At 46.5% G+C, this 23,027-nt stretch carries 31 protein-coding genes and 1 pseudogene; 2 read left to right on the forward strand and 30 right to left on the reverse strand.

The window, feature by feature from the left end; translation table 11 throughout:
* Positions 1 to 40: 40 nt before the first annotated feature.
* The 10 genes and pseudogenes from J2Y67_RS19800 to J2Y67_RS19845 all read right to left on the reverse strand — a co-directional run bounded on the left by J2Y67_RS19800 (position 41) and on the right by J2Y67_RS19845 (position 9,867).
* Positions 41 to 865 carry a phage minor capsid protein gene (locus tag J2Y67_RS19800; RefSeq protein ID WP_310176780.1) on the reverse strand — a complete coding sequence of 275 codons (825 nt, stop codon included), beginning with the start codon at positions 863 to 865 and terminating at the stop codon, positions 41 to 43.
* Complete coding sequence (locus J2Y67_RS19805) at positions 852 to 2,450, reverse strand: phage portal protein (RefSeq protein ID WP_310176781.1); 1,599 nt, start codon at positions 2,448 to 2,450, stop codon at positions 852 to 854. Before J2Y67_RS19805 ends, J2Y67_RS19800 begins: the two co-directional genes overlap by 14 nt.
* Positions 2,451 to 2,472: 22 nt before the next feature.
* A complete protein-coding gene (locus J2Y67_RS19810) occupies positions 2,473 to 2,901 on the reverse strand; it encodes a phBC6A51 family helix-turn-helix protein (RefSeq protein ID WP_310176784.1) in 429 nt (142 codons plus the stop codon).
* Positions 2,902 to 2,917: 16 nt separating this feature from the next.
* Positions 2,918 to 4,003, reverse strand: a complete 1,086-nt coding sequence (gene terL / locus J2Y67_RS19815) for a phage terminase large subunit (RefSeq protein ID WP_310176786.1) — start codon at positions 4,001 to 4,003, stop codon at positions 2,918 to 2,920.
* A 255-nt stretch (positions 4,004 to 4,258) separates the two neighbouring features.
* Positions 4,259 to 4,939: pseudogene (locus tag J2Y67_RS19820) on the reverse strand (phage terminase large subunit); the annotation flags it as partial.
* A 1,105-nt stretch (positions 4,940 to 6,044) separates the two neighbouring features.
* A complete protein-coding gene (locus tag J2Y67_RS19825) occupies positions 6,045 to 6,926 on the reverse strand; it encodes a hypothetical protein (RefSeq protein ID WP_310176790.1) in 882 nt (293 codons plus the stop codon).
* A gap of 375 nt (positions 6,927 to 7,301) precedes the next feature.
* On the reverse strand, positions 7,302 to 8,288 hold the full coding sequence (locus J2Y67_RS19830) for a DNA-methyltransferase (protein WP_310176792.1): 987 nt from the start codon (positions 8,286 to 8,288) through the stop codon (positions 7,302 to 7,304).
* Positions 8,289 to 8,373: 85 nt separating this feature from the next.
* Complete coding sequence (locus J2Y67_RS19835) at positions 8,374 to 8,913, reverse strand: hypothetical protein (protein ID WP_310176793.1); 540 nt, start codon at positions 8,911 to 8,913, stop codon at positions 8,374 to 8,376.
* Positions 8,834 to 9,220 carry a sigma factor-like helix-turn-helix DNA-binding protein gene (locus J2Y67_RS19840; RefSeq protein WP_310176794.1) on the reverse strand — a complete coding sequence of 129 codons (387 nt, stop codon included), beginning with the start codon at positions 9,218 to 9,220 and terminating at the stop codon, positions 8,834 to 8,836. The genes J2Y67_RS19835 and J2Y67_RS19840 overlap by 80 nt, the downstream gene beginning before the upstream one ends.
* A complete protein-coding gene (locus J2Y67_RS19845; RefSeq protein ID WP_310176796.1) occupies positions 9,220 to 9,867 on the reverse strand; it encodes a DNA cytosine methyltransferase in 648 nt (215 codons plus the stop codon). Before J2Y67_RS19845 ends, J2Y67_RS19840 begins: the two co-directional genes overlap by 1 nt.
* 71 nt (positions 9,868 to 9,938) lie before the next feature.
* Between J2Y67_RS19845 and J2Y67_RS19850 the strand changes: the two genes are divergently transcribed.
* The gene (locus J2Y67_RS19850) at positions 9,939 to 10,310 is read left to right on the forward strand and encodes a hypothetical protein (protein ID WP_310176798.1); all 372 of its coding nucleotides are present in this window, start codon (positions 9,939 to 9,941) and stop codon (positions 10,308 to 10,310) included.
* A 4-nt stretch (positions 10,311 to 10,314) separates the two neighbouring features.
* Here the strand turns inward: J2Y67_RS19850 and J2Y67_RS19855 are convergent, their stop codons facing one another.
* From J2Y67_RS19855 to J2Y67_RS19865, 3 genes are read right to left on the reverse strand one after another with little or no spacing between them, the layout of a single operon-like run.
* Entirely contained in the window at positions 10,315 to 11,211 is an 897-nt protein-coding gene (locus J2Y67_RS19855) for a DNA cytosine methyltransferase (protein ID WP_310176800.1), read from the reverse strand.
* The gene (locus J2Y67_RS19860) at positions 11,208 to 11,792 is read right to left on the reverse strand and encodes an AAA family ATPase (protein WP_310176802.1); all 585 of its coding nucleotides are present in this window, start codon (positions 11,790 to 11,792) and stop codon (positions 11,208 to 11,210) included. Before J2Y67_RS19860 ends, J2Y67_RS19855 begins: the two co-directional genes overlap by 4 nt.
* Positions 11,789 to 12,238, reverse strand: a complete 450-nt coding sequence (locus tag J2Y67_RS19865; protein ID WP_310176804.1) for a hypothetical protein — start codon at positions 12,236 to 12,238, stop codon at positions 11,789 to 11,791. Before J2Y67_RS19865 ends, J2Y67_RS19860 begins: the two co-directional genes overlap by 4 nt.
* Before the next feature lie 86 nt (positions 12,239 to 12,324).
* Here J2Y67_RS19865 and J2Y67_RS19870 point away from each other — a divergent pair, with 86 nt between their 5' ends.
* Entirely contained in the window at positions 12,325 to 12,519 is a 195-nt protein-coding gene (locus J2Y67_RS19870; RefSeq protein ID WP_310176805.1) for a hypothetical protein, read from the forward strand.
* On the opposite strand, the gene J2Y67_RS28065 is transcribed toward J2Y67_RS19870, so the two are convergent.
* From J2Y67_RS28065 to J2Y67_RS19950, 17 genes are all read right to left on the reverse strand, one after another.
* The gene (locus tag J2Y67_RS28065) at positions 12,509 to 12,685 is read right to left on the reverse strand and encodes a 3D domain-containing protein (protein ID WP_396954109.1); all 177 of its coding nucleotides are present in this window, start codon (positions 12,683 to 12,685) and stop codon (positions 12,509 to 12,511) included. The two genes, J2Y67_RS19870 and J2Y67_RS28065, sit on opposite strands and share 11 nt — an antisense overlap.
* A gap of 350 nt (positions 12,686 to 13,035) precedes the next feature.
* Positions 13,036 to 13,827: an FAD-dependent thymidylate synthase gene (gene thyX, locus J2Y67_RS19880; RefSeq protein WP_310176808.1), complete on the reverse strand. Its 792-nt coding sequence runs from the start codon at positions 13,825 to 13,827 to the stop codon at positions 13,036 to 13,038.
* Positions 13,828 to 14,199 (reverse strand): dUTPase, encoded by a 372-nt coding sequence (locus J2Y67_RS19885; protein ID WP_310176809.1) that lies wholly within the window; start codon positions 14,197 to 14,199, stop codon positions 13,828 to 13,830.
* 105 nt (positions 14,200 to 14,304) lie between these two features.
* On the reverse strand, positions 14,305 to 14,667 hold the full coding sequence (locus J2Y67_RS19890) for a DUF7448 domain-containing protein (RefSeq protein ID WP_310176811.1): 363 nt from the start codon (positions 14,665 to 14,667) through the stop codon (positions 14,305 to 14,307).
* Between the two features lies 1 nt (position 14,668).
* A complete protein-coding gene (locus J2Y67_RS19895) occupies positions 14,669 to 15,265 on the reverse strand; it encodes a DUF4230 domain-containing protein (protein ID WP_310176814.1) in 597 nt (198 codons plus the stop codon).
* 5 nt (positions 15,266 to 15,270) lie between these two features.
* Positions 15,271 to 15,456: a zinc ribbon domain-containing protein gene (locus J2Y67_RS28070; protein ID WP_396954110.1), complete on the reverse strand. Its 186-nt coding sequence runs from the start codon at positions 15,454 to 15,456 to the stop codon at positions 15,271 to 15,273.
* 43 nt (positions 15,457 to 15,499) lie between these two features.
* Positions 15,500 to 15,622, reverse strand: a complete 123-nt coding sequence (locus J2Y67_RS19900) for a hypothetical protein (protein ID WP_310176815.1) — start codon at positions 15,620 to 15,622, stop codon at positions 15,500 to 15,502.
* 33 nt (positions 15,623 to 15,655) lie between these two features.
* Positions 15,656 to 16,372, reverse strand: a complete 717-nt coding sequence (locus J2Y67_RS19905) for a PhoH family protein (RefSeq protein ID WP_310176817.1) — start codon at positions 16,370 to 16,372, stop codon at positions 15,656 to 15,658.
* A 3-nt stretch (positions 16,373 to 16,375) separates the two neighbouring features.
* The gene (locus J2Y67_RS19910; protein ID WP_310176819.1) at positions 16,376 to 16,534 is read right to left on the reverse strand and encodes a hypothetical protein; all 159 of its coding nucleotides are present in this window, start codon (positions 16,532 to 16,534) and stop codon (positions 16,376 to 16,378) included.
* Positions 16,535 to 16,628: 94 nt separating this feature from the next.
* Positions 16,629 to 17,036, reverse strand: a complete 408-nt coding sequence (locus J2Y67_RS19915; RefSeq protein ID WP_310176820.1) for a deoxycytidylate deaminase — start codon at positions 17,034 to 17,036, stop codon at positions 16,629 to 16,631.
* A gap of 1 nt (position 17,037) precedes the next feature.
* Positions 17,038 to 20,466, reverse strand: coding sequence for a vitamin B12-dependent ribonucleotide reductase (locus J2Y67_RS19920; protein WP_310176822.1), 3,429 nt, complete (start codon positions 20,464 to 20,466; stop codon positions 17,038 to 17,040).
* Complete coding sequence (locus J2Y67_RS19925; protein ID WP_310176823.1) at positions 20,463 to 20,621, reverse strand: hypothetical protein; 159 nt, start codon at positions 20,619 to 20,621, stop codon at positions 20,463 to 20,465. Before J2Y67_RS19925 ends, J2Y67_RS19920 begins: the two co-directional genes overlap by 4 nt.
* Positions 20,622 to 20,790: 169 nt before the next feature.
* On the reverse strand, positions 20,791 to 20,937 hold the full coding sequence (locus J2Y67_RS19930) for a hypothetical protein (protein ID WP_310176825.1): 147 nt from the start codon (positions 20,935 to 20,937) through the stop codon (positions 20,791 to 20,793).
* A gap of 6 nt (positions 20,938 to 20,943) precedes the next feature.
* Complete coding sequence (locus tag J2Y67_RS19935) at positions 20,944 to 21,444, reverse strand: crossover junction endodeoxyribonuclease RuvC (protein WP_310176827.1); 501 nt, start codon at positions 21,442 to 21,444, stop codon at positions 20,944 to 20,946.
* Entirely contained in the window at positions 21,441 to 21,719 is a 279-nt protein-coding gene (locus J2Y67_RS19940) for a hypothetical protein (RefSeq protein WP_310176829.1), read from the reverse strand. Before J2Y67_RS19940 ends, J2Y67_RS19935 begins: the two co-directional genes overlap by 4 nt.
* The gene (locus J2Y67_RS19945) at positions 21,719 to 22,693 is read right to left on the reverse strand and encodes a hypothetical protein (protein WP_310176831.1); all 975 of its coding nucleotides are present in this window, start codon (positions 22,691 to 22,693) and stop codon (positions 21,719 to 21,721) included. The genes J2Y67_RS19940 and J2Y67_RS19945 overlap by 1 nt, the downstream gene beginning before the upstream one ends.
* On the reverse strand, positions 22,694 to 22,978 hold the full coding sequence (locus tag J2Y67_RS19950; RefSeq protein ID WP_310176834.1) for a hypothetical protein: 285 nt from the start codon (positions 22,976 to 22,978) through the stop codon (positions 22,694 to 22,696). It lies immediately after the preceding gene.
* Between the last annotated feature and the right edge of the window lie 49 nt (positions 22,979 to 23,027).

Consider the following 23,027-nt stretch of genomic DNA (forward strand, 5'->3'; position numbering starts at 1 on the left):
ATTCGCGAAATCTGTCACGGCAAAATAAAAAAAAAGACCGCTATTCATAACGGTCAGGTCTGCGTATTGGTGAAACTGTGTGCCGACATCTTGGATGAAATATTTCACGCCCCGGCAAATCGCCAATATACGGATAATCTCCGGGCGCATCCGCGACCAGTTTCACGATTCTGCCTTCCCAATTTCGGCACGCATCTTTTGCTCCGTGGCTCGATATTTGCCCGTAGTAAGCCTCGCGATCAACTGCCTCATTTATCGTCGCATCCATCGTCATGCGCATCATTTTTGTGCGACTTAGCATATCGACGTAAACTTTCGGGTCCCAGCGTCGCCCTGCCGAATCGATTATTCCGGTGTTAAGCGAATCGCCAAGCTTTCCACGAAGCCCCGCCATAATGTCCGCATTCATAGTCCGACGACCGTTAATTCCTTGCGCTAAGTTTTGGCGCATTGCCTCTCCGACTACTTGTCGAACTGTCGCCTTAACTCGCCGCTCTACGTTCTGTGTCACCGCAAGCAAGTCCGCTTGTGTGTCCGCAACAGCCGCCGCGACTAATTCCTTGTTAACGCGATTAAACTTAACGATTTGCATCGCTTCAGCAGCCGTATTAACAACGCCAAGCGCCACGATTGCGTCAGCAACACCAGCTCGCGCCGCCATCGGGATATTATCCGCCACCCACTGCGCCGCATCTTCGTTAAGCCCCTTCAGAATGTCCGCGATATTTTTAAGCGTCGCCAACTGATTAGCACGCGAAAAGTCCGATAAATCAAAACGGTCGAGTTCGGACTTAATCCGCTCGACCGCTTGTTTGTAATATCGCACTAGCTCTTCGACTTGTTTATCGTAATTATGCTCCGCCATTTCCTACACCGCCGGAGCCTTCGTTAAATATCGATGCGTCAACCGTTCCCATTGTGCGCTGCTCATCCGCATCAATCCGGTCGATGATTTCGCGTGCCTTTTCGTCATCAACCGCATCCTGACGTTTAATTGCGCTCTGCACGTCAATCGTAGGTTTATTACCTGTACGGATAGCCATGATTTCGGCTTCTTCTTTTAAATTCTTCGGTATCCCATCAGACCAGTTGATTGTCGGATAAACCGGTTCGAAATCATAGTCTCCGTGTGCTATGTCTAATAATTGACAAATCCATAACGCGTCTCTTAGCGCTTTATCATAATGAGTACGAATTCTTTTTATTTTGCTAATTATAGGCATGAAGCGAGCCTTAATTGCGGCAGAATCGGTATGACTCGTTCCTCCTCCGCTGGAGTTGTCGCCTAATACAGTTCCAAACAACCATTGCGGAGTCTCAGCGATTTGGAAGACCAGTGAAATTAATACCTCGAGTTCCTTAAACGCGGAATCTAATTGACCGCTAAAATCCATATAGCCCGGCGTTGCATCCTCTTTCGTAACCGGAATATACGCGCCACTTAATCGGACTTGAGTTTCACCACTTCCGGTATCTAATTCCGGACCGTACGCAGTTGGGTCGGAATTTTTCATGAGCACGTAATCAATTGCAACGACACGATCGTTTATCGCAGCTAATAACGATTCTAATTTTTCAAGTCCTCCGACGCCTTCCCAATCGTCATCAACGCTCTTATACGGGATGTGATGAACGAGCAAGTACGGAACGCCCGTCGGAACTACGTCCTCTTCGCGCCCTGTCGGAACTTTTTCGCCAATCTTGTAGACTTGCAACGGATAGCCCCAACGCGTATCAATACCGCCCTCATATTCGAATAAGCGATAGCGTTCGTAAATAATATAGCCTGGCACATGGCGCTCAACGTTCAAGAACGGCTTTTCGTCGTTTGCACTAACCACGTACTCAACCGTCGCAATATTAACCGCCTTAAATGACTTAATGTTTCCGCGAGATGTTTCCGGGAACACGCATTCAGCGCTAATGTGCTCGATAATCGGCTCCATTTCTACGTCGGGCAGCTCAGCACCCAAGCGCAATAATTCCGAGTAATCAATGCGCGAACCGTAACGCGTTTTAATCCACGCATCACCGCGATAACCGTTGCCGGTCGTGCTTTCGTGGATTAGTTTAACGAGGTCGTTTTCCTCGACGTAACGATTGACCGCGACCTGTTGATCGCTATTGTCCGGTAGGCCCGATTCAAAACTCGGGGGCTCTCCGACAAGTAGATCAGCCGGCTTGGTTACGATGATGTCCGCTAAGTTCACCGCAATATATAACTGCTCGAGCTGTTTCGCGTGTGGCGTGTCTTTTAAGATGGCCGACGCCCTTTCGTATACTTCGAATTGCTTCCCTTGAAACAACTTCTTCAAGCGCTTGTATTTCGAAATACGCTCACGGTCAGCAATCGGAGGAAACTCCTCGCCAGGCTGAAACGAATTATACGTATATGTGGTTTGATTTTCCGCTAATTTTTCAACTTCCGCTTTACTATTAAACCCAAGCAAGTGGCGCCCCTCCTTTCGCTATCTAGTCGCCTAATAAATCGTCCAATTCTTCGAGCTCGCGCGCTAAGTCTTCATTGCTACGTGCTGAACTGTTGTCAACCGTTTCAATTTGTGTTTTCTGCGTAAGTAGTCCGTAGCGTTGCAGATAAAGTGAAATTGCCTTGACTGAAGGCTGGTTCGAGTTAATCAATTTCATTAACTGACCGTAAACTCCGGATCGATACTCCGCAAAAAAGTCGTCTGCAAGTTCGTTTTTATAGTCGATGAAATTGCGATTCTGTTTCCGCCAGCTCCACAACGTTTTGTACGTAACCCCGACTTCATCTGCGATTTGTTCTTGCGTTTTCTTGTCGCCACCATCGCGCAAATCATTTTCAACTAATAAAAAAGCCGCCTTCTGTTGAGGTAGCGTTAACTTTGCTTCGAGTTCTTTTAACTTTTTAGATGCCATTTCGTTCACCTCCGTTTTATAAATAACTTGGCTTTTTACCGACCGCTGCTTTCGGTCTTTTTACGGCTTCAACTGCCATATTTAATGCGTCAGGTCCGTCATCATGCCAGCGCGAACCGTAGCGCTCAAAGTGCTCGAGCAAAATTGCATGATCTCGATTAAATACGATGTTTCCGTTTTCTATGTCGGGCAGCATCGCCTCGATACGGAGTTCTTTCCGCTGGCGTTGCTGAATTTTCTTTACGCGATTATGTGCCGGATAGCCGACGAACTGGAGCGCTTCTTTCAATTTATCAACGAAAAACTCTTGCGCCATTTGTGCTTCAGCGCCAATAATGTCCGGCTGGTACTCTTTAACTTTGCGCGTTATGATTTCAAGGAATTTATCCGGATGCAAGCGCTCGATAAACGCATCCACTACGTATGTCTTCTTCGTAATTTTATGCTTAGCGACGGTCACTAGCGCCGAATAGTCGCCCTTCTGTTTACCCATCGCAAAATCGAGTCCCATTCCGATATAGAAGTCCTTATGCGAAAATGTCCGCCCGCTATCGTAGTAGTAAAACCGATCCGGATGGAATATTTGCGACTCTTCGTCGAGTGGGTTATTCATAAATTCCGTATTGAACGCCTTGGACCCGTAGTTAACCTTTTCGAGAAATAAATTCGTTAACGGGAATCGGTCGGGCCATAACACTTTCGCCCCTTCGTCCATTGCTTCGCGATTTTCTTCGTAAAAGTTAAGCGCCGCTCTTGCGTTAGACGTGGCCGTTTCTTCTTCCGCGTTTTCCATTTCGGCAAGCTCCGCCTCGGTCGGCTGGTACTCTTTATAGATGCGCTCAAACTCCGCCCAAAGGTCCATGCGTTTAGGCCATTCGATAATTGCCGGGAATTTATTCTTAATAAAGTCGCGACGTTCGGTAAGTACGTAATTAAGCAAGGAATCGACATGCACTAGCGTTCCCATAAAGATAACGGCTGTCTGCGTTGGATCATATGCCGGCATTAAGTCCTGGTTAAGCCAGTCTTTCGCTTTCTGACGGAGCTCGGGCGTATTATTAGAGTCCCGCGACTCCAAGTCATCGAGTAAGATTAAATCCATTCCGTTCTATCAGCGCAGTTTAAACGCTCTCTCCGCTTTTCCATCGTCGGAGTGTCGGACTATATCTTCACCGTCGTCTTTACGTTACGGTGGGACGCTTTCGTGGAGGTTTCTGCGTTTCTCGCTTACCGCCTCTAGTCTCTACACCTTCCGCACATTCCTGTACGGCTTGGCTCGGTATTAGCCGTTTATGGAGGCCTTCACCGAATTAACGCCCTCTAGTTACGAAGTTTCCAACGTAACGCCCAATTTAATAGGCCTTTGTGAACCATTTCTAAAACCACGAATTTGCGTTCCGAGCGAAGTTGCTTCCATCTTAATATTCGTCGTCGTTAAAAACGCCTCTTCGCTGTCCTTCTCATTTCGCGTTTTCTGTTCGTGCAATAAGACGCCAAAGTCTTCGCGAAGTTTAAGGTTATATTTCAGTTGGCCGGCGACCCATTTTATGAACTTCTTTGACCCCGCGTTTGTTTCCGAAATAATGAGGATCATTTTCCGCTTGCGAAACGCGATTTCATGAACCGGAAAGGCATTCGATAGGTATGCGGATTTTGCGTGTCCCCGGCTGGCCGCCCATGCAATACGTGCCGTCCTGTTACGATTCGATACTGCGTCGAGTATCCGTGAAAGTTTAACGTGAAAGTCGGGCGCATCATCCATGTCAACGCGACTAGTCGGTACGAGGTTATCCGGATTGCCCGGGTTCCGCGCTTCCGAAAAATATTCGTAAAAGAAGTAAAGCATATCGACTTCGGCACGATGTACCCGCTTGAGTCGTGTTAACTCCGCTTTATCCGTGCGGAATGTTTCGATATGATAGTCGGTTGCTTTTCCGGACTTAATTGCGGAAGCTAATTTACGAATGCGTTCCGTTAATAAGTCGATGCGTTGTTGCCGTTGGTCGCGCGTTATCCATTCGCCGTTTACCATCGCCATATGATGCGTCCCTCCTTTCTATGTATCCGAGATTCCAACCGTTAGGCATGCGGTTAGACACCTCGAGTTCAAAAAATTGTAGCGCAGTTTTTCTGACCAAACCGGCGGTCCCACGCCAGGGCGGTTGGGGGACACGGTTCGACATGCGCCATGATGTATAGCGTTGTATATTCATACGTACATTACGGCGTAAAATATGATTTTGACGAACTAATCGCATAAACAAACGTTGTCATATCAACGCTGGATCACTACGCAGATAATAAGCGTATGCATTCGTTTATACATTGGCGTTATATCAACGTTTAGCTGCGCCATGACTACGATTATTTCCCTGCGTTTATGTATAATGAATAGCGTTCGACCCCTTGAGTTTCGACAAGGCGTCCGCTCCGGCGGCTTCGTGTTGATGCGCCCGCCTATTCGCTATCATATCGCTAAGGCTTAAGCACCCGCATAATGAGTAGTACAATAGGCCACCCGAATACCAACGGAATGCTATCCCGTACATTTCTCAACCTACTATCCGCCTGCACAAACGCAAAGTTTATCGTAACTACTACCGCTATCCCTACGGCAATATAAACGCCAATAATCGCTAGAATAATCGTTAACATGATCGGCTGGCTCCTCCGTTCTTACTTACGCTGCATTACCGCTACCCCTACGCAATAAGACGAGTTTCTTCTATATAAATACATTCCGGATATGTTAGCGTAATATAAGGCAGATTCGTACCGTTATTGTTAACGTAATATGTATTACGCAATATTACCTCTTCGTACTATAGACCGCGAAACAACGGATTTTACAAGCTAGCATTACGCAGTCATTACCGAGAAGTCTTACGACTTCATAAACCCTTGTAGTCCGGCGCTGCCGTCCTACTACTATTCATACCTTTTCGCTGGTCTTTAAAAAGCGTAAGCAATAAAACGGAAGGGTGGCGCCGAACGTATTTAGAGAGGCGCAAGGTCCTATAAGAAAAGAGGAAGTATGCGCCTAAAAGTGCCGTCAGCCCTACGGAGAGTAAGCGCGAAGGCACTTTTAAACTATGACATATTACCGCCAAAATCGCCGTTAGAATGACATATTACCGCCACGCCTAAAACGGAAGGTCTTCGATATCCACTAGCGCCTGACTAACGCCCCTCTTCGACTGTTCGAATTGCATGCGCACAAACTCCGTTAACTCATCGTAATCGACCTTTTTGCGGAACATCACGTCGGGATTAATTCGGTAAAGCTGCCCGCCGAACGATTGCAACGACATAATAAAGCCGTGCGATATTAGCTCCTTCATCGCTTTGTTTACGAGGTCACGATCGACATTTACCAGGTCCGCGAATTGACGGTGCGACATATGCGTTATTTTCATTTCGTCCGTTTCCTCCGGATTGATGCTGAGATAGTAATGCGCATAATTAAAGAACGGAAGCATCTTGTATAGAATGCCCGCTGTCTGAATCGAAATCTTAGCGATGTCCGTCCGCGTTTTAACCTGGTAAAGCTTCGTATAGAACGTGTCGCGGACGTATTTACCGATTGAATGATACTCTTCATTAACGCAATAAACGACCGTGCGCCCTTCGCACTCTTTTGACATGACGCCCACCTCGACCATCTTATTGATAAGACGAATAGTTTGGCGCTCACTTTTTCCGATTGCTTTGGCGGCGAGTTTCGTTGTCATGCGTTCTTTACCGCTGAATAGTTGACCACCCGTGTTCATACGCAAATATGGAAGCAATTTCATCAGTGCGCCAAGCTCGTTAACGTCAAGCAAATCGTTAAGCTCCGCAACCTTATCGTGGTAGCAGTTGACGTAATAACGGATTGGACCACGTTCAGCGGCCTCCTTACGTTTCTTACTCTCGCGCCATTGTTCTAATTCTTCGCGTGGTACTGCGGAAACCTCGTCCTCATATCCATAGACAATCATTTTACCCGTTTCCGGATCGTGGTATTTTTGAATAGCGTTACTCATTAATATTCCTCCCCATAATAAAAAGCCCGCCGAGGCGAGCGTGGTAGTTTCGTATTTGATTCGTAGTGCGAATTTACTCTGCTTCGGCTAATGCCTTGCATCTCTCACAAACATCCCAAATAAAATCTTGATATTCCACTTTTGTTGTAGCATCTTCGCCCATACAAAGTTCACAATTCATTATTTTCACTCCTTATCAAAGCAGTCTCGGCATTGACCATGTTCGTATTATTCGGGTGGATATAATGTAGCTTCAATCTCTTCAATTTCAACTATTTTTCCACAAGTTTCACATTCGTAATTATGCAACCTTATTCCTCCTTACGTCACAATTTAAGTCTATTGTTCAATTAATCTCTGTTCGGTGTTTTCATCCTACACCGTTTCTAATCGTTGATTCGCAATCCGAACGTATTCTGTCTCGCGCTCAAATCCGATAAAATTACGGTTAAGACGCGCGGCAGCTACCGCAGTCGTTCCAGAGCCCATGAAGCAGTCCAAAACAATATCTCCTTCATTTGAAGAGTATTTTATAATGTCCTCAATAAGTCTTACGGGTTTTTGCGTCGGATGTTTCGTCTTCCTATCTTCGCGAAACGAGTAAGACCACACGTTTTTAATTCCGTCTGATGCTTTGAATGTATAACGTCGTTTTTGGCATTCTTCATAAGCTGCATCGTAATCTGTTTTCAGTTCGTCATATGGTTTCTGAAAATACCCTGTGGCTTGTAGCCTTTCGTAATTTATTCGAGTGGGAAGGCAATTCTGTCTATTGTTTCCGAAGAAATGCGTAGCTATGTTTGACCCTTCTTTAGCCCATCCGTTGCGCCAAAATAGTTTGTTTATGTCGTTTGCTATTCCATACTTATGCAACTCACTCCGCAAGTAATCGCGCACGACATTCTGTGCGGCCTCATTGCTCCCGCTCTCATCAGTAAATGTATAAAATAAACAATACTCTGCAATATTTAAGTAGTTGCGAAAATGATTTTGCGAACCGTATAAATCTTTAACAAATGAATTATCCGGCTTGTCAACTGTAATCATCTGTTTGTATATAAATCCTGTATTCTCTTCAACGCATTGCATTAGTTTTGAAATCTGAGTCATATCATTGTGAAACCAGTAGAACGAGCCGGTCGGCTTCATCACGCGCTCGCATTCTTTAAACACTAATGCCATCCAGTTAACGTACTCGTCAACCGTATTCCACTTATCCCAACGCTTATCCTTCCCAATGTTATAAGGCGGATCAATTACGATTAAATCAACGCTCTTATCCGGAATCATCCACATGCCTTCCAAGCAATCCATCTGATAAATCCGATTCAATTCAAGGCTTCCTAATAATTTTTTCGTCAACTAATTCGTTCCCCTTTCGTTAGCGAGCGCCGAAACGCCCGCCCTCATAACGTATAGACACAAAATCGATAAAAATAAAGTAGGTCTAATTTCCCATTTTTCGTACAATTACCGGCTGGACCTTCGTAAAATCGTGATACGTTTTCTTACGGTCTTTATTGCGGATGCGAGCCTTCTTATCTACGAATCTATTTTCATAATCTGACCGCTCTCTTCGCGTTGGCCTTCCGTGCTTTTGTCCATCCGCAGCATTGCCGTCCATTCCGTTTGCCGACTTAACTTCCCGACTGTCGCGCCGATCGAATTGGCGCTCGCTTAGAAACGGGTATTCCGTGTGCGAAATCTTGTGTTCGTTGTTATCCGTCAATTCTTCATGCAAAATAAGATCCGCTAACCGCTCAAGCGTCACCGCATCCGGCATTTCACCCGTCTTAGCAAAATAATCCTCGATAAGTCCGTCAATCCGCCCCAAGCGCACCTCTCGCGGCATCTCTCCCCGTCTAGTCGCCTGCTGTAATTGCGTGATTGCTTCGTGTAATTCCGTCTTATAGTTCGCCATTAATCGCATACCCCTCTCCGTGATGACTCCAAAAATAGTAAACTTCCGAAATTGCCTCGATCGCATTGTTAACGTGTTGCTCAACGGCCTGCTGCGAAACGCCCATCCGCCGCCCCGCCTCTTCCTGCGTCAAGTCAAGCTCGTAGACCAAGCGGAGCGCCTCGGCCTGGCGCCGTGTTAACGCTGCCAACTCGATTGCCGTCGATAGGTCAGCCAATAATACAACCGCATCATAGTCGCCTTGATATTGCCTATTTAGCAAGGCGTGGTAGTCCGATAGTAAGATGCGGAGGCCGAGCGGATTGTCGAGCGCTGGATACTTTTCTTGCAAACTGCGTTCATTTACGTGTAAATCTCGTTTAACGTGGCCCATTATTTCGCCTCCCCTTCGCAAATTTTCACGATATGCTCGCATAACTCTTGCGGAATCCTACTCCGCTCCACCGACCCCTTCAGCCCTTGCGTGCCTGTTTTCGCTCCACGCGGCGCCGGTTGATGGTGGCACGCTTTATTGCCGTTATGGCACACCGGTTTAAATTTGGGATCCGGATGATTTGTCCAAAGGTCGGTCGGTTTGGCGCGCATGTCTCCGTATTGGCAGTACCAAACGGTATAGCGCGGCAAGTCCGCCATGAATCTCATCTTCCGCATGCCTCCGCGTGGATTCTCGATAAAATAAAACTTCGGATTCAATTCGCGAATCAGGCGCAGCATATTCTGATTAACTTTGTCGCAAAACTTCGCATAATCCGATTTAGGCGCCAGATTGCCGTCTGGTTCCCGGGTTCGGTGATGCGAGATGGCTGCGATACTATACGAAGTACAGTCGGGCGATGCCCAGATGACGTCAGGTCGGCCGAACCTTTCGAGAATGTCGGCGGCTGTAATTTTGCCGATGTCTGCGTACCAATTAATTTCCGGGTGCTTTTCGTCCCATTCGACGCTGTATACTTCGTGGCCGGCGGCTTCGAACGCTTTTCCGATGGAGCGCGTGCCAGCGAATAATTCAAGTACTCTCATGCGTTACCTCCTTGATTAATTCGTTTTCATTCGTTATAATTGCGTTAAAACTAACGTAAGGACGTGATCCCATGCCATTCGAACCGTTACAAATCGCCCGTCGAGGCGGTAAATCATTAACAATCGATAAGCATCACCGTATTCGCCTATCCGCTATAATGCGTAAGGAGCTCGCGTTAACTCAATTTACGCCCGTCATAATCAGCGTTGATGTTGAAAACAAGCGAGTTGGCGTTGTTAAACAGGATCTTGCGAAAGTGCCTAACGCTTCTGTAGTGCGCCCCGACAAGCGCGGCTATCTCGGTGTTGCTGCCGGAAAGCAAGTCGTTAGTAAATTGGCGCTGGCCGACGCCGACCTTCCACTTAAATTCGAGTATGTCGGAAAAGTTGACGAAGGTAGCGTGTTTTGGCATTCGTTTGAGCTCGTAAAACCTGCGGAGTGATTGCCTATTTCACTCCGTTTAATCCTTTGAAGATGTGCGCGATAACATCGACTGTCCATCCGTTGCCTACCGCTGAGTACCTAGCGGAATCGGACACGCAATCTGTGTAATTGTCCGGTAAGGTCTGCATCCGTTCGTACTCGATCGGCATAAACTTTCTGCATCTTCCGTCCTGGTATACTTTCTTTTGACGGTTGCCTCCGTCACCATCAGCGAGAAGAGTATTGCATTTCGCGTTTTGGTTGTATACCTCTTTCATGTTTCGTTGAAAACCTTTTTGTACATCTAAAGTACACTGCACTTTCTTATCATCGCCGTTATAGATAAACGGTAAGTCATACCAGTACTTGTCAGGAACTTCATTTGCCGGAACAATGATATCTTTAATAAACACCCCTTTGTCTTCTGGTTGCGAAATGTTTGGTATATTAGTCCAATACAACCTCTTACGTTCAGCAGCGCTTACTAATGAAGAATTTATCAATATAGGTTCTACTCCCAATATTTCGGTTATTATATCTTCCCATTCTTTTTCCATAACTACATTTTCAAGTAAAAAATATCTAGGTTTTATATATTTGAATACTCTCTCGTAATGATAGAAGAGTTTACTTTTTGAGCCTTCCAAACCTTTTGCATCATTTCTATTTAATTTGTACGGGCTTAGATCCTGGCAAGGTGACCCTCCAATGAGAAAATCTATTCCCTGAAGACTAGATAAATCGCCATCTCTTACCTGAGTCACATCGCCCATTTGGGTCGTATTCGGATAATGTTTCTGCGTAACTTTTATGGCTTTTGGTTCGATTTCACTAGCGAAGTATTTATCTATTTTTATACCTGCACGTTCGAACGCCAACTGTCCGCAGCTAATCCCGTCAAATAAGCTTAATACGTTCACCCAATCGCCCCCATAATTTCGTCTATCTTGTCTTGTAGATCGCCAACACTTCCGTCATTGCTTACGCTATAATCCACCGCAAACCCATCAATCGCGCTTTCCGTAATATGCTCGAGGTCATTCTCGTTAAAATCATCGCCCGCCTCAATCGCCCGAGCAATCCGCACCTCATCCTGAGCCGTTACGCGAATCAGCGTAAATCCATTCCGCCAGCACCAGTCTACTTCGTTTTGCTGGCGGACGTCGGTCAGCACGATGCCCACACGGTCATGGCCGGTATTCACGCGGAAGTCAATCGTGCCGGCCACTTTGCGCTCGGCATGGCGTATCCAGACATTTTCGTCAATACTCCGCATTAATTGCCCAACATCTTGGTAGAGCGCCCTGGGCTTCGAAGATTCCGAAACCCACGGAAATGTTTCGTGTGCAATGCGTTTGAGTGCGTCACCGAAAGCAATGCGGTCGAATCCGTATTTGATGTGCAGATAGTGAGCAGCGACGTCTTTCCCCGAACGTAATTTGCCGCACAGGGCGATCTTAACGACTTCGACTTCCCGTTCAACAGTTATCGTACTCTTCATCGGCTGCCCTCCGCATAATACTTATTGATTGCGTCAAGGACTTGCGTGCGACTGTCTAGCTCGCGAATGTCCTCCGAGTTGGACTCCGCCTGTTCTGCGAAAGTTTCAAGGTTGCGTTGGGCGGCGGCTAGTTGCGATTCTAATTGCGTTACGCGCCGGGCTAAGTTGGCGAGCATGTCGATGACTTGCGGTGAGGCTTGCGCTGTGTCGACCGTGGGTTCATCGACCAATTCTAGTACCGCGTAGTTTCTTGGGTTAATAGCGCCACATCCCGCGCTAACGTAACCACCAGAATCAACGTTTCTCGCAATAAACACGTCGCCGTATTTTACGCCTATTCCGCTACTATCTTTCGTGTAAATAATTCTTTCACCAACCTTAGCCTTCCGATGAACCTCAACGTAAGTCACTCCGTCAATTTCATGCGCCTTAACTTCCTTCATCATTCCCGATTCCTCCTCGTTAAGTTTCGTTTGACTTGCGTTTATAATTGCGTTAAAATTAAGACAATAAATCAAAGGAGCGTGTTATTATGCGTTGTTCCGTCTTATATAGTAAAAAGGGCGACATTTATGAAGTTAAAATCGATAATCCATTCGCCGAGCCATACCGGATTGATGCCGCCGTCTTCCGTGAGTTCTTACGTAAGCACGGTCACGGTAAGGATGGCATTCCGATGTCCGGCATGATTAACGTTTATAGAAGCGAATTTTTCGCTATTTTATAATTCGGATCTGTATCCGCTGCCTTCCGAATTGGAGGGCGTTTTTATTGTCGCTTGCTAAATAATCGATAATCGTACCGCGAATGGCTCCGCCCGTGTCTAACGCAATAGCCCGCTCGAGTGTTCCGTCCTTGAACCGAAGTTCAACCGTCGTGCCTAGCGGAATCACACTCGGATCAGTTGCAATAATGCGCTTGCCTTCGTAGTGAGTCCGATTGGTAACGTCGAGCCCCGTCTTGGTGATTCCGGAGCAACCTTCGGCACAATCAGCGGTGTACGCTGTTGCGGTGAAGTCGCGCCACTGAGACGCTCTCAGGCGCTCAATTTCGGCTCGTAGGCGCTCGTTCACTTCGCGCTGCTCAGTTAGTCGTTGCGTTAATACTTCCGCTTGCTGGCGCCACTCCTGAGCCGCAGGCATCGTTTGCTGGGCGAGCTGGCCTGCGACAATGGACGGCGGATTTAGTAAGTTATACGTTAACATCATCGTTGTTAGTAAGCCGATAGTATCACCTCGTTGTATTAGTTAAAGAATGCTTCCGTCCACGGCTCAACTTCGATAACTGCCGCTTTTAATTCTTCCGCTAAATCCGTTATTTCCTTCTGACCGCCCGCTCCCGGCTTCCTTTTCGAGTAGAAGTCGAGCAAAGCGCGAAGATTAACCGTTAGCACTAGACTAGTAGCTGCTGCATTAGGAAGGACGGCTCTCGCATCTTCAGCAGGCACGCCGGCCTTCCGCAATCTATCGTAAGTTACCTGAGCCGTTCGCATAAACTCTTCGAACACTTCTTCCGCGGTATAATTCTTCCACTCAGTAACCTCGTAATCATCGTCAAATTCAACCGCATATTGATAATTTGGTATTTCGTTGTCCCCAATACTGTCTGGTGTAACAAAATCAAAACCACCGCTTCGATCATTGCTGCCAAATTTGACGTACCTTTGCGATTGTACTGAGAAGGAGAATCCTACGCGATGCCTGGTAAGTTGTGCAAGTAAGGCGCGACTAACATCTTCGACTGCAAAAACGAAACTGATTCCTTCGAGCGTTGACGTATGCTTGCTCGCAATAATCATGCGAATTAAGCGGTCCGCCTCCGACCCTTCCTTGCCGTCGGTCGCCTTAGTGCCGAAATACTTTTCGCCTTCATTAATGACGATTTCGCTTGGCTTGCCTGGCGAGTAGCACGTTCTGATCGCGGTTAGTGCGATTGCCTTTCCGCTAGTGAATGGCATAGCGAAGTCGAGCTCCGCCTTTAATTTATCGACAAATTTGCGAGATAGTTGCGTGTGGGCCAATAGTTCGACGTTCAATTACTTCGCCTCCTTAACTTCGTAACCTTCTTTGTCGCTATTTCCGTCTTGCCTTGCGTGATTCTCGGCGTTCTTTTCCATATAAATAGAATGAATCGTTTCAGGCATTAAGCCGACAACGCGAGATAGCGAAAGTAGGAAGTGCCACATATCGATAACTTCGCCTTGCAACGCGGTCTCATCGATTGCCTTCGGATTCTTCCACCATTTCCAGTTAACCTCGCGTCTGATTTCGTCAATTTCGCTTTCCATTGCGATTGTGATCCCCGTCACCCATTCGCTGACATCCTTCTCAATGCCGCGTTCTTTAATGATTCGACCATCAAGTCCGGCCTGCATTTCGAACATTTCCTGTAATTTATCGTTAATCAATCTCGTATCCTCCCGTTCTTGTTTCGCGTTCAATTCCGCCAGCGTGCACAACACCGAAAACCTGTCGCACATGAGGCGGCGTAGCGTGTGGATCATTCGGTAAACTCATTCGTTATCAACGCGGTAAAAGGACACCGATTCCGAGTAATACCCGTTTGAACTCCCGAACCAACGAATCGTAACGTAGCCTTTATTCGTCGCAAATTTATAAAATGTCCACGTCGAACTTTCACACCAACTGTCCTCGTCGTCTTTGCCAGCCTCGACCACCTCTTCCGCCATAGTTAAAGGCGAACCTACTAGGTCGTTTAAATCACCGATAACATCTTCGATATATACAGATTCGCAGCAATCTTGCTCGTGATACATACGATATACTTCACCGTCCTCTGTGCGGAAGGTTATTTCGTCATCGCCTCGCTCAATATTCGCAATAGTTTTTCCGATTAGATTATCGTAACTGTTCATATTATTTAGCCTCCATAAATTCGATATGTTTAACGTTTTCAACCGGCTTAATCAACGCCTCAATCGTCCGCTCCACGCTCGCCTCCGCCTTGTCAAACGCTTGCCTATTGCGCTTGATGTCGTCGATTGCCCCCGTGCGTGCTTTGCCGAACATCGCCTGGAGCTGCGCCTCGTTTAAGTCTTTGCGGAACATGCCGACGTCTTTGCTGACGCGGGCTTTATCAAACGGAATGTCGACGCTGATAATCTTCGGTTGCGGAAACTTTACCGTTACCGTGTTGCCGTGCGTTGTTACTTGGATGTCCGCGGTTTGAATGCCGAGCTTAAACGTGCCGGTTGCCGCCAGCTTATACGTTTTGTCTCCGTACCATTCACTATCGTTATACTCGATTGTTTTCGCAACCTTGCCGGTCAAGCCGACGAGTTCGGCCTTCGTTGATAACGCGTTGATGACCGCCTGCTTGTCGACGTAGTGGGCTGACGCCTTTTCGACCGGAATCGGCTTGGCGCCCGGATCGAATACCGTGTTGACGTAGAGGCCGCCGGCTACTGCGAGCGAGGCGACCATTAGCGTACCTTTTGCCGCTTTTTTAATCATCTGGGTCACTCCTTTCGTGCTGTCCGATTCGCCGAGAAGCCGTTTGGAAGTCCGTGGGCACTGAAGCGAAAACTAGGTTGCTTGACGGTGAGGGTTCCGCAGGTGGTGCAGACGGTTGACGTCGTGTTCATCGGAACCAGTTCGTCTTTAACTTCGTTGCATTTTTCGCATAGAAATGAATAGAATGGCATTAGCGGACCTCCTTTTTGTGTCGCTTAATCTTCGTATAGTTCATTAATCAGTTGCTTGTTCTATAAAGCCGATTAATGAATCTATTTCAATTTGTGTATCAATATCTGCCGTATTGCGGCTAATATCAACCAACTTTTCGATTATCTCTTCTAAAAATGAGTTCATTTAGTTCTCTCCTTTTTAGTACGCTATATCTATCTAGTACGTATTCCCGCGGGCTTCCAAATCCGCAAACTCTGGCGCCATATCGTGATTTCGCAAGATATCTTCGACCACACCTACGGCATAATGTCGCTCGATATCCATTAGATTAACGTGATCGAAAATGTCGTGTGCTCCTCGCTCATACAATCCGTTAAGCAACTGGTACATCCCGTTTGTGGAAGGCTTTCGTAGTCTTTGCGTGTCTACTTGCGCAAAGTTTCCGCAGAATACCATTTTCGTTCCCGGCCCTAATCGCGTAGCCACTCCGTGCATTGTTCCGACGTCGAGATTTTGAACTTCGTCCACTAGCACGAACGACTTGTGAAAGGTTCCGCCTCGCATCGTTTGAATCGGATCGAAGAATATCTGCGCCTTGTCTCCGCCAGTCATTAGGTATTGAACGATACGCTTTGATTCGTCCGACATGGCTTCGAGATTATCGAGAAACGGTCTGATAAACGGGTAAGTTTTTTCGTCAATACTGCCGGGCAGATGTCCGATTTCCATTCCGAGCTGCGCTTGTAGTCGCGTGTAAATTAACTTGCGATATCTTCGCGTTTCAACTACGTTTTCAAGTCCGACTGCTTGAGCGATGAGTGATTTACCTCCGCCAGCCGGTCCGGTGATGAACATGTAAGGCTTTTCGTTATTTAACGCTTGCATCGCGCCCTTTTGCGCTTGATTGCGTGCCGATACTCCGAAAAATGCCATTAATTACTTCGCCTTCCTTTCGCTAATCGCAAAGTTATAGAGCACAACTGCGTTCATTAAGAACGAAACGCCAACGGTAAAGTCATCCGGCTTGATGCCGAGGAGTAATGCGAGTAAGCTTCCGACATAGATTGCGAAACATGCCGTATAAAGATATTTCAAACGCAAGCACCTCCGTATTTTAGTGGCGGGCGATAACCGCATTGGTCACAGCCCTTACACTTGTTATGTCGCGCGAGTTGGGGGTTTCGCGCAGTTATTTCAATAATTTTTCCGAAATCATTCCGCGCATAAATTCTTTATTACGAGTGTTCTTATACGGATTGGCGTAAACAACCCGTTTAATTCCCGCTTGGTTCAATAATTTCGTACAGTTTTCGCAAGGCTCATGCGTTACGTAAGCCGTTGAACCTTCCGTTGAAGTCAGCGCCAGTAATATTGCATTCTGTTCCGCATGAATGGTCCGAATGCATCGTCCTTCATCGTTAAGTAGGCAACCTGCGTCCGTACAATGCTCATGTCCGCGAATTGATCCATTGTAGCCGGTCGATATAATCCGATTGTCTTTTACGAGGACACAGCCGACGTGCAACTTGCGACACGTCGACCTTTCCGCCACCATGAAGGCGATGTCCATGAAATACTCATCCCAGGACTTGCGCATATTACAGCCCGCACTTTAGTTGAGCGCCGCAGTTACTGCACGTATTGCAACCGCCTGCGTCAATGATTTCGCCTTTTCGGCAAACCGGGCAAGTTTCGCCCACCTCGTTGCCATAAGTTACGTCAGTCGAACGAATTTCATTAATCGTGTCGACAAGAACGACTTTCGGTGATTCGACTTCGGTATCTTCAAACGTATTCTCTTCCGCTTTTAATGAAAGGACCTGCGAATCACGCGAGCCGTCGACATAAACCGTTCCGCCTTTTGCTCCACCTCTATATAAGCGCTCATAAACAGCCTCTACTTGCTCGACAGCATAACCTTTCGGAGCATTAACGGTTTTACTTAACGAAGAATCAATCCATCGCTGAATAATACACTGAACGTCAACGTGAGCCTCTGGTGATAGTTCCATCGCGCTGATGAACCAATGCGGTAAATTAGATTTGTCTACGCCAGGGTTTGCGTCAAGATATTCTTGAACGATCTCCGCATTGACTTCCATAAATTTACCGAGTCTACCGCTACGGAAGTAAGAAAATGAGAAGTACGGCTCAAGTCCGGTACTACATCCGACCATCGAACCGGTGCTTCCTGTTGGTGCGACCGTCAATAGGTGCGAGTTACGGATTCCGTGCTCAAGTACGCCTTGACGGATATCTTCCGGCATCTTCTTCATATAACCGGAATTAATGAATAGTTCGCGACCGTTTTCCAAGTTATTAAGGAACGGGAACGGCCCTTTTTCTTTCGCGAGTTCAATTGATGCGCGATAACCGGTAGTCGCCATAACTTCGAATACTTTATCGACGATTCCATTTCCACGTTCACTGCCGTATTCAGCTTCGCAATAGATTAGTAGATCGTGTAAACCCATAACACCCATGCCTAAACGACGCTCGCCTAGCGCTTGCTTCGTGTTTTCTTCCATGAAGTATGGAGTTGCGTTGATTACGTTATCCATGAAGCGAGTACCGATTTCGACAACGCGTTTTAAGCGGTCATAGTCGACTTCTTTCGTTTCTTTGTTCGCCATGTTAGCGAGATTGACTGCCGCCAAGTTACAAACGGAATAAGGCGCTAGAGGCTGCTCTCCACATGGGTTAGTTGCTACGACCTTTTGACCGTAAGACACTGCGTTAGTCATTTCGTTAGCGTTATCGATAAAGAAGATGCCAGGCTCGGCACTATATGTTGCGCAAATATTAATCAGATTCCATAACTCTTTCGCTTTGATTGTGCGGTATGTCTTAATTCCGAAACCAAGCGCTTCCCATTCGCGAACATCTCCGTATTCATGCCAGTTATCGTTATAAAGCGCCTTGTCATATTCGCTGTAATTTTCGATGTCTGGGAAACGCATCTCATACTCCGTACCATTCTCGACCGCATCCATAAACTCTTTCGTAATGGCAACGGAAATATTTGCACCGGTTAAGAATTCCGGATTGTTAATGGAATAAGTACCGCCATCTGCTAACTTTTGTTGCGCTTGCTTTCTCGCTGGCCCATCCGGCAAATGCATCGCAGAAGTTTCATAAACTGCTTTTTCGTCCGGAGTTAATGGCGTGAATTTTAGCTTTGCTTGCGCCAATCTACGAATCTCTTCATCGTTTGTATTTTCGACTAAGAATCGAAGAATACGAGGATTCTGCATTTTCGAAATAATAAAGTCGAGAATATCCGGATGCCAATCCGCAAGCATAATCATCTGAGCTCCGCGTCTTGAACCGCCCTGCTCGACTAAGTGTGTTAATTTCGCAATATCATCGAGCCATGAAACGGAGCCGGACGACTTTCCGTTAACACCTTTTGCAATAGCGTTTTTTGGACGCAACGTTGATCCATTTGTACCTACGCCACCACCGCGCGACATGATTTCCATCACTTTATTGCGGTGCTCTCCGATACCTTCGCGTGAGTCTTGCGGATAAGGCATAACGTAACAGTTTGATGTTAAATATCCTGTTCCAATAACAAATGAATGTGTTTCTGGTTCTTCGCAACAGAATACTTCTTCGTTGTATCCTAATGGTTTAACTGATATTACATCAATGTTTGTTCTTCTAGCTAAAGGTGAAGACGTAAACTTTTCATAGTGTGATTGTTTGATTAAGTCACTTGCTGCGATAGTTGATTTAATTAACTGTAAAGCATAGCAAGGTGAGTAATCTCCGTTGTATGGATTTAACTCTCTTGTCATACGAATATCAGAATGTACAAAAGGTGTTCTATATAAGTTATCAGCAATGCATTGAAGATCTTCTTTGCTTGACTGATGAATCATTACTGAACCACGTTCATCGCATGATCCGTCTGTTGCGATTAATCCTACAACAAAACCATACCAATAATCATTAGATTCTGATTCCGAAGGAAGTTCTTTAAAATGTTTTGGCAATCCATACACTCCTACATAATCTCCGTTGTAGTGAGGCGTGACTGTATAGTTGCCAAAGAATTCAGCTAATTGTTCTTTTTCTCCGTGAAGGAGAACCATTGTATGAGAACCGTTTTCTAATGTTCCATCTCCGTAAACGACGCCGTGTTGGATGCCTTTTTTGTATTCTTCGGAATCACCTAATCGTAAATGTTGACCAACAACAGGTATTTTCTGTCCTTCTAATTCTAAAGTAGTCACTTTGATGTAATTAGATTTTTTTCTATCATATGTGTACCACTCATGGCCTGCTGTTGTTTTGATCTTTTCGCCGTTAGCGAATTCTACTTCATATAACTCTTGAATTCCAAACGATTTAAATTCAGCTTTTCGAATTATGCCATCCATTGAATAAACTTCATATTCGCCTTTAAGGTCTTTGATTTTTTGTGGGCCGTAGTAAGCTGTTTGAACGATGGTATCCCCTGCAAAGCAGTTAAAATATGTTACGTCAGTCTCCGACCCAGCTCCGTAAATGACGCGACCGCCTGGCACGAAGTCAAGCGACGATAAAATTTCGTAGAAATCATTGAACGCCTGCTCTCGTTTTGCTTCGTCAGTTTCAACCGCCGCCAGTCCTCGCGCATTCCGTTTCGCAATTTGCTCGTAATAGATTTCGAGTGGTTTGTCAATAATATCTAACGGACGGGTCACGATGCCGGTCGCAAGTTCCTCCGCATCTTCAAGAACTCCGACAAATGACTCGTCTAATTTAACGCTGGCTTTACGTTCAGTCCAATCAATTGCGGTGATATAGCCGTAACCGCGCGCAGGAAATTTCGGATCAGTTTTAACCGTCAGCACAACGAAGTCGCCGACTTTTAGCGTTTTCTTTTCCGTATCCTTAAATGTGTATCGGTCGAGCATGATTAGGCGTGATACTCCGCTAAATGCCATTTTCATATCGTCTGTAACCGGAAACACCTGCTTAAATTGCGCAATATCCTCGTTTAATTTCGCTTTTAATTCGTTAGTGTAAGTTGTAGTCATTCGTTTCTCTCCTTTAAATTCCGTAGTTCTTCCTCAATTCCGATAATCCCATGCGAAACCTGGCGATACTCTACCATTTTCGCCCGATAAGCGTCAGCCAGGCGCCGCAAGCCGTAATCAATCTCGTGACGCTGGCGAATCAGTTCTGCGTGCAATTTGGCGAGTGTTTCTTCGGTGGTCATTTCTTGCGCGCCTTCAGTATCTGCGATAACTCTTCGCGAGTCTTGCCGAGAAGTTCAAGCGCTAAATCTAAATACTCGTAATCTTCGAATTCCTCTCCGCGACAATAGTTGCAGCTTGTTTCCTGCTCGTAAGTCGAGCCTTTCAGTGTATACCCGTCTTCTTCCTGACGGTACCCATCCGCTTCCGCACACCCATCCGAACACCAAGAACGGCCACACTCGCAAGATACATAATCTCCGCAATCTGGAAAAGTTTCTCCGCAAGTTTCACATGCATACCAATCGACACCCATCGTTATCCCTCCGTTTTAATTAATTTTTCACGAATCAGATACGCCAGAGCTATGGCGGCCGCATCCGAGTGATCGTCGCTATCAAACTTATAGTCTTCGCCTAGTCCGAGCAACTTGCGGACACTAGCGGCGACCTCCGGCTTCTTGGCCGCCCCATTTCCTGTGACCGTCTTCTTAACGTTACTTGGCGTCAGATGTTCGTTAACTTCGTACCCATACCGCGACAACGCTCGCTCTACCGCACTCCAGGCGCCATGAATCTTGTTATTTTGTACGTAGTTACGCGCAGGAGGCCACACCTCTCGGGCGATAATATCAAACGGCCTATTTTCGCGAATAAAAAGCAATGTGAACGCCTCGATTTCCTCGTACCGGAGCGCCTGGGCCGTCGATGAGTCAGTCGTAAAGTTGGCCGTTTTGATTAGGCGAGGCTTGCCTTTTTTGACCTCGATGATTGCGAACCCCGGAGAGGTTAGCGAGAGGTCTAGCCCGAGAACTCTCATCGCTCCACCTTCTCATAAGTCTGTTCGAAGATGTCCGGCTTACATGGATAGAACTCGCCTTGTACTCCGCGAATTATATAATCACCTTCCGATACTCTCATTTCTCCTTCGAGCGTTTGAATTTCACCGTATATAACATCTCCACCGTATTGGCTATATAGAGTTACAGGTTTATTTGGAGCGTATTTAATGAAGTCGGGCGCGCCTTTGGTGAAATTCTTTTTCGTAAACTGCCATGCCTCAATCTCAACGGGTTTCTTTCGATATTTAGCCATCATTCGGCACCTCCTTCGCGAACATCCTGAATAAACATGAACGCGTCAACGTATTGATCCTTTACATATTGCGGAAGCCCTGACCGCTGCGCCCGCTTGACTTGCGCCTTCAACGTCTGGAACTCATCGTCCGACAAGTCGAGCGCACATGCCGTCTTGAATCCGTTAAATGTCCAACGCGATAAATCTAGAGCTGGCGGCGTATCCATATTAATACAGCGCGTGATTTCCGCAAAGTTATCAAGCAGTTCTGCACGGTCGGCATCCGTTATCTCAAAGCCAAACGCCCGAATGTCCGGAGTTACTTCGTATTCATCGTCGCTCATTACCCACGCCTTTTTCGCTGTGTTAACGTAGAGGATAATGTAGTAATCGACGTTATACATAATCGAGTAGGCGACGCATTGCTTACGGTGGCCTTCCTCGGCTTCTCGCATTGAGTGAACCGACGTCTTGGCTGGCGTGCTTTGCTTCGACTTTATCTCGAGGCCAACACGGATGATTTCGCCATCTTCGTTTACATATTGCATGATTCCGTCACATGTTCCGTACAGATAGAAGCGTTGGCCATTATGAATAACTTCGTGATTCTTTTTCGCAAAGTCTTCGAATACTGGCGTGCCGTCTTCGTTCTTTTCAAAACGGAATGGGCATCCAGGCAACTTGCGTTCCATTGCGAGGACCGTCCGCTGAATGACGTCGCCGATCGCCGTTCCGATTTCCTGCCATCTTCCCTGATATGGGGGCTTAGGAAACGAATCCCTTTTTGCACGCTTGGCTTTGACGTATAATTCTCGCGGGCAAGCTTTCGAGTTGGACGGCGAGAAATACGGACGCTTCGGCCACACTTGCGGTGGATTTGCGTACCATTGATGGATCTGACGGTCTAGTTCGTTGTCGAACGTTTCAGGCATAGAATACCACCAGTCTAGTTCCTGCGTGAAATGGCGTGCAATTTCGTTTATATTCGTCAATTATTCGTCCTCCCCAGAAAGATATTCTAATGGGTTATAACCGCTTAGCGTATCGCCAAACTTATCTTCTAACTCCTTCAAGGTCAGCGGAGATACTTCGATTTTTGTTATATAACTTTCCTCGATAGTTCCGTAAACCTCGCTATGCTTTCCGAGCACTTCACCGAAATAAGCGTTCTTACCAACCGCGTCAGTTACCTCCGATTCAGTTGCGATAAATAATCCGTAAAGCGCGCCCATTCTACCGCAATCACATTCGAAACTATATAAATGCTTTTCGTTCATTCCGATTCCCCCTCGTAATGTTTTCCGTTGATTACATAAACCTCCGGAC

Source organism: Neobacillus niacini, from assembly GCF_031456445.1.
In the GTDB taxonomy this organism is placed as follows: domain Bacteria; phylum Bacillota; class Bacilli; order Bacillales; family Cytobacillaceae; genus Neobacillus; species Neobacillus niacini_I.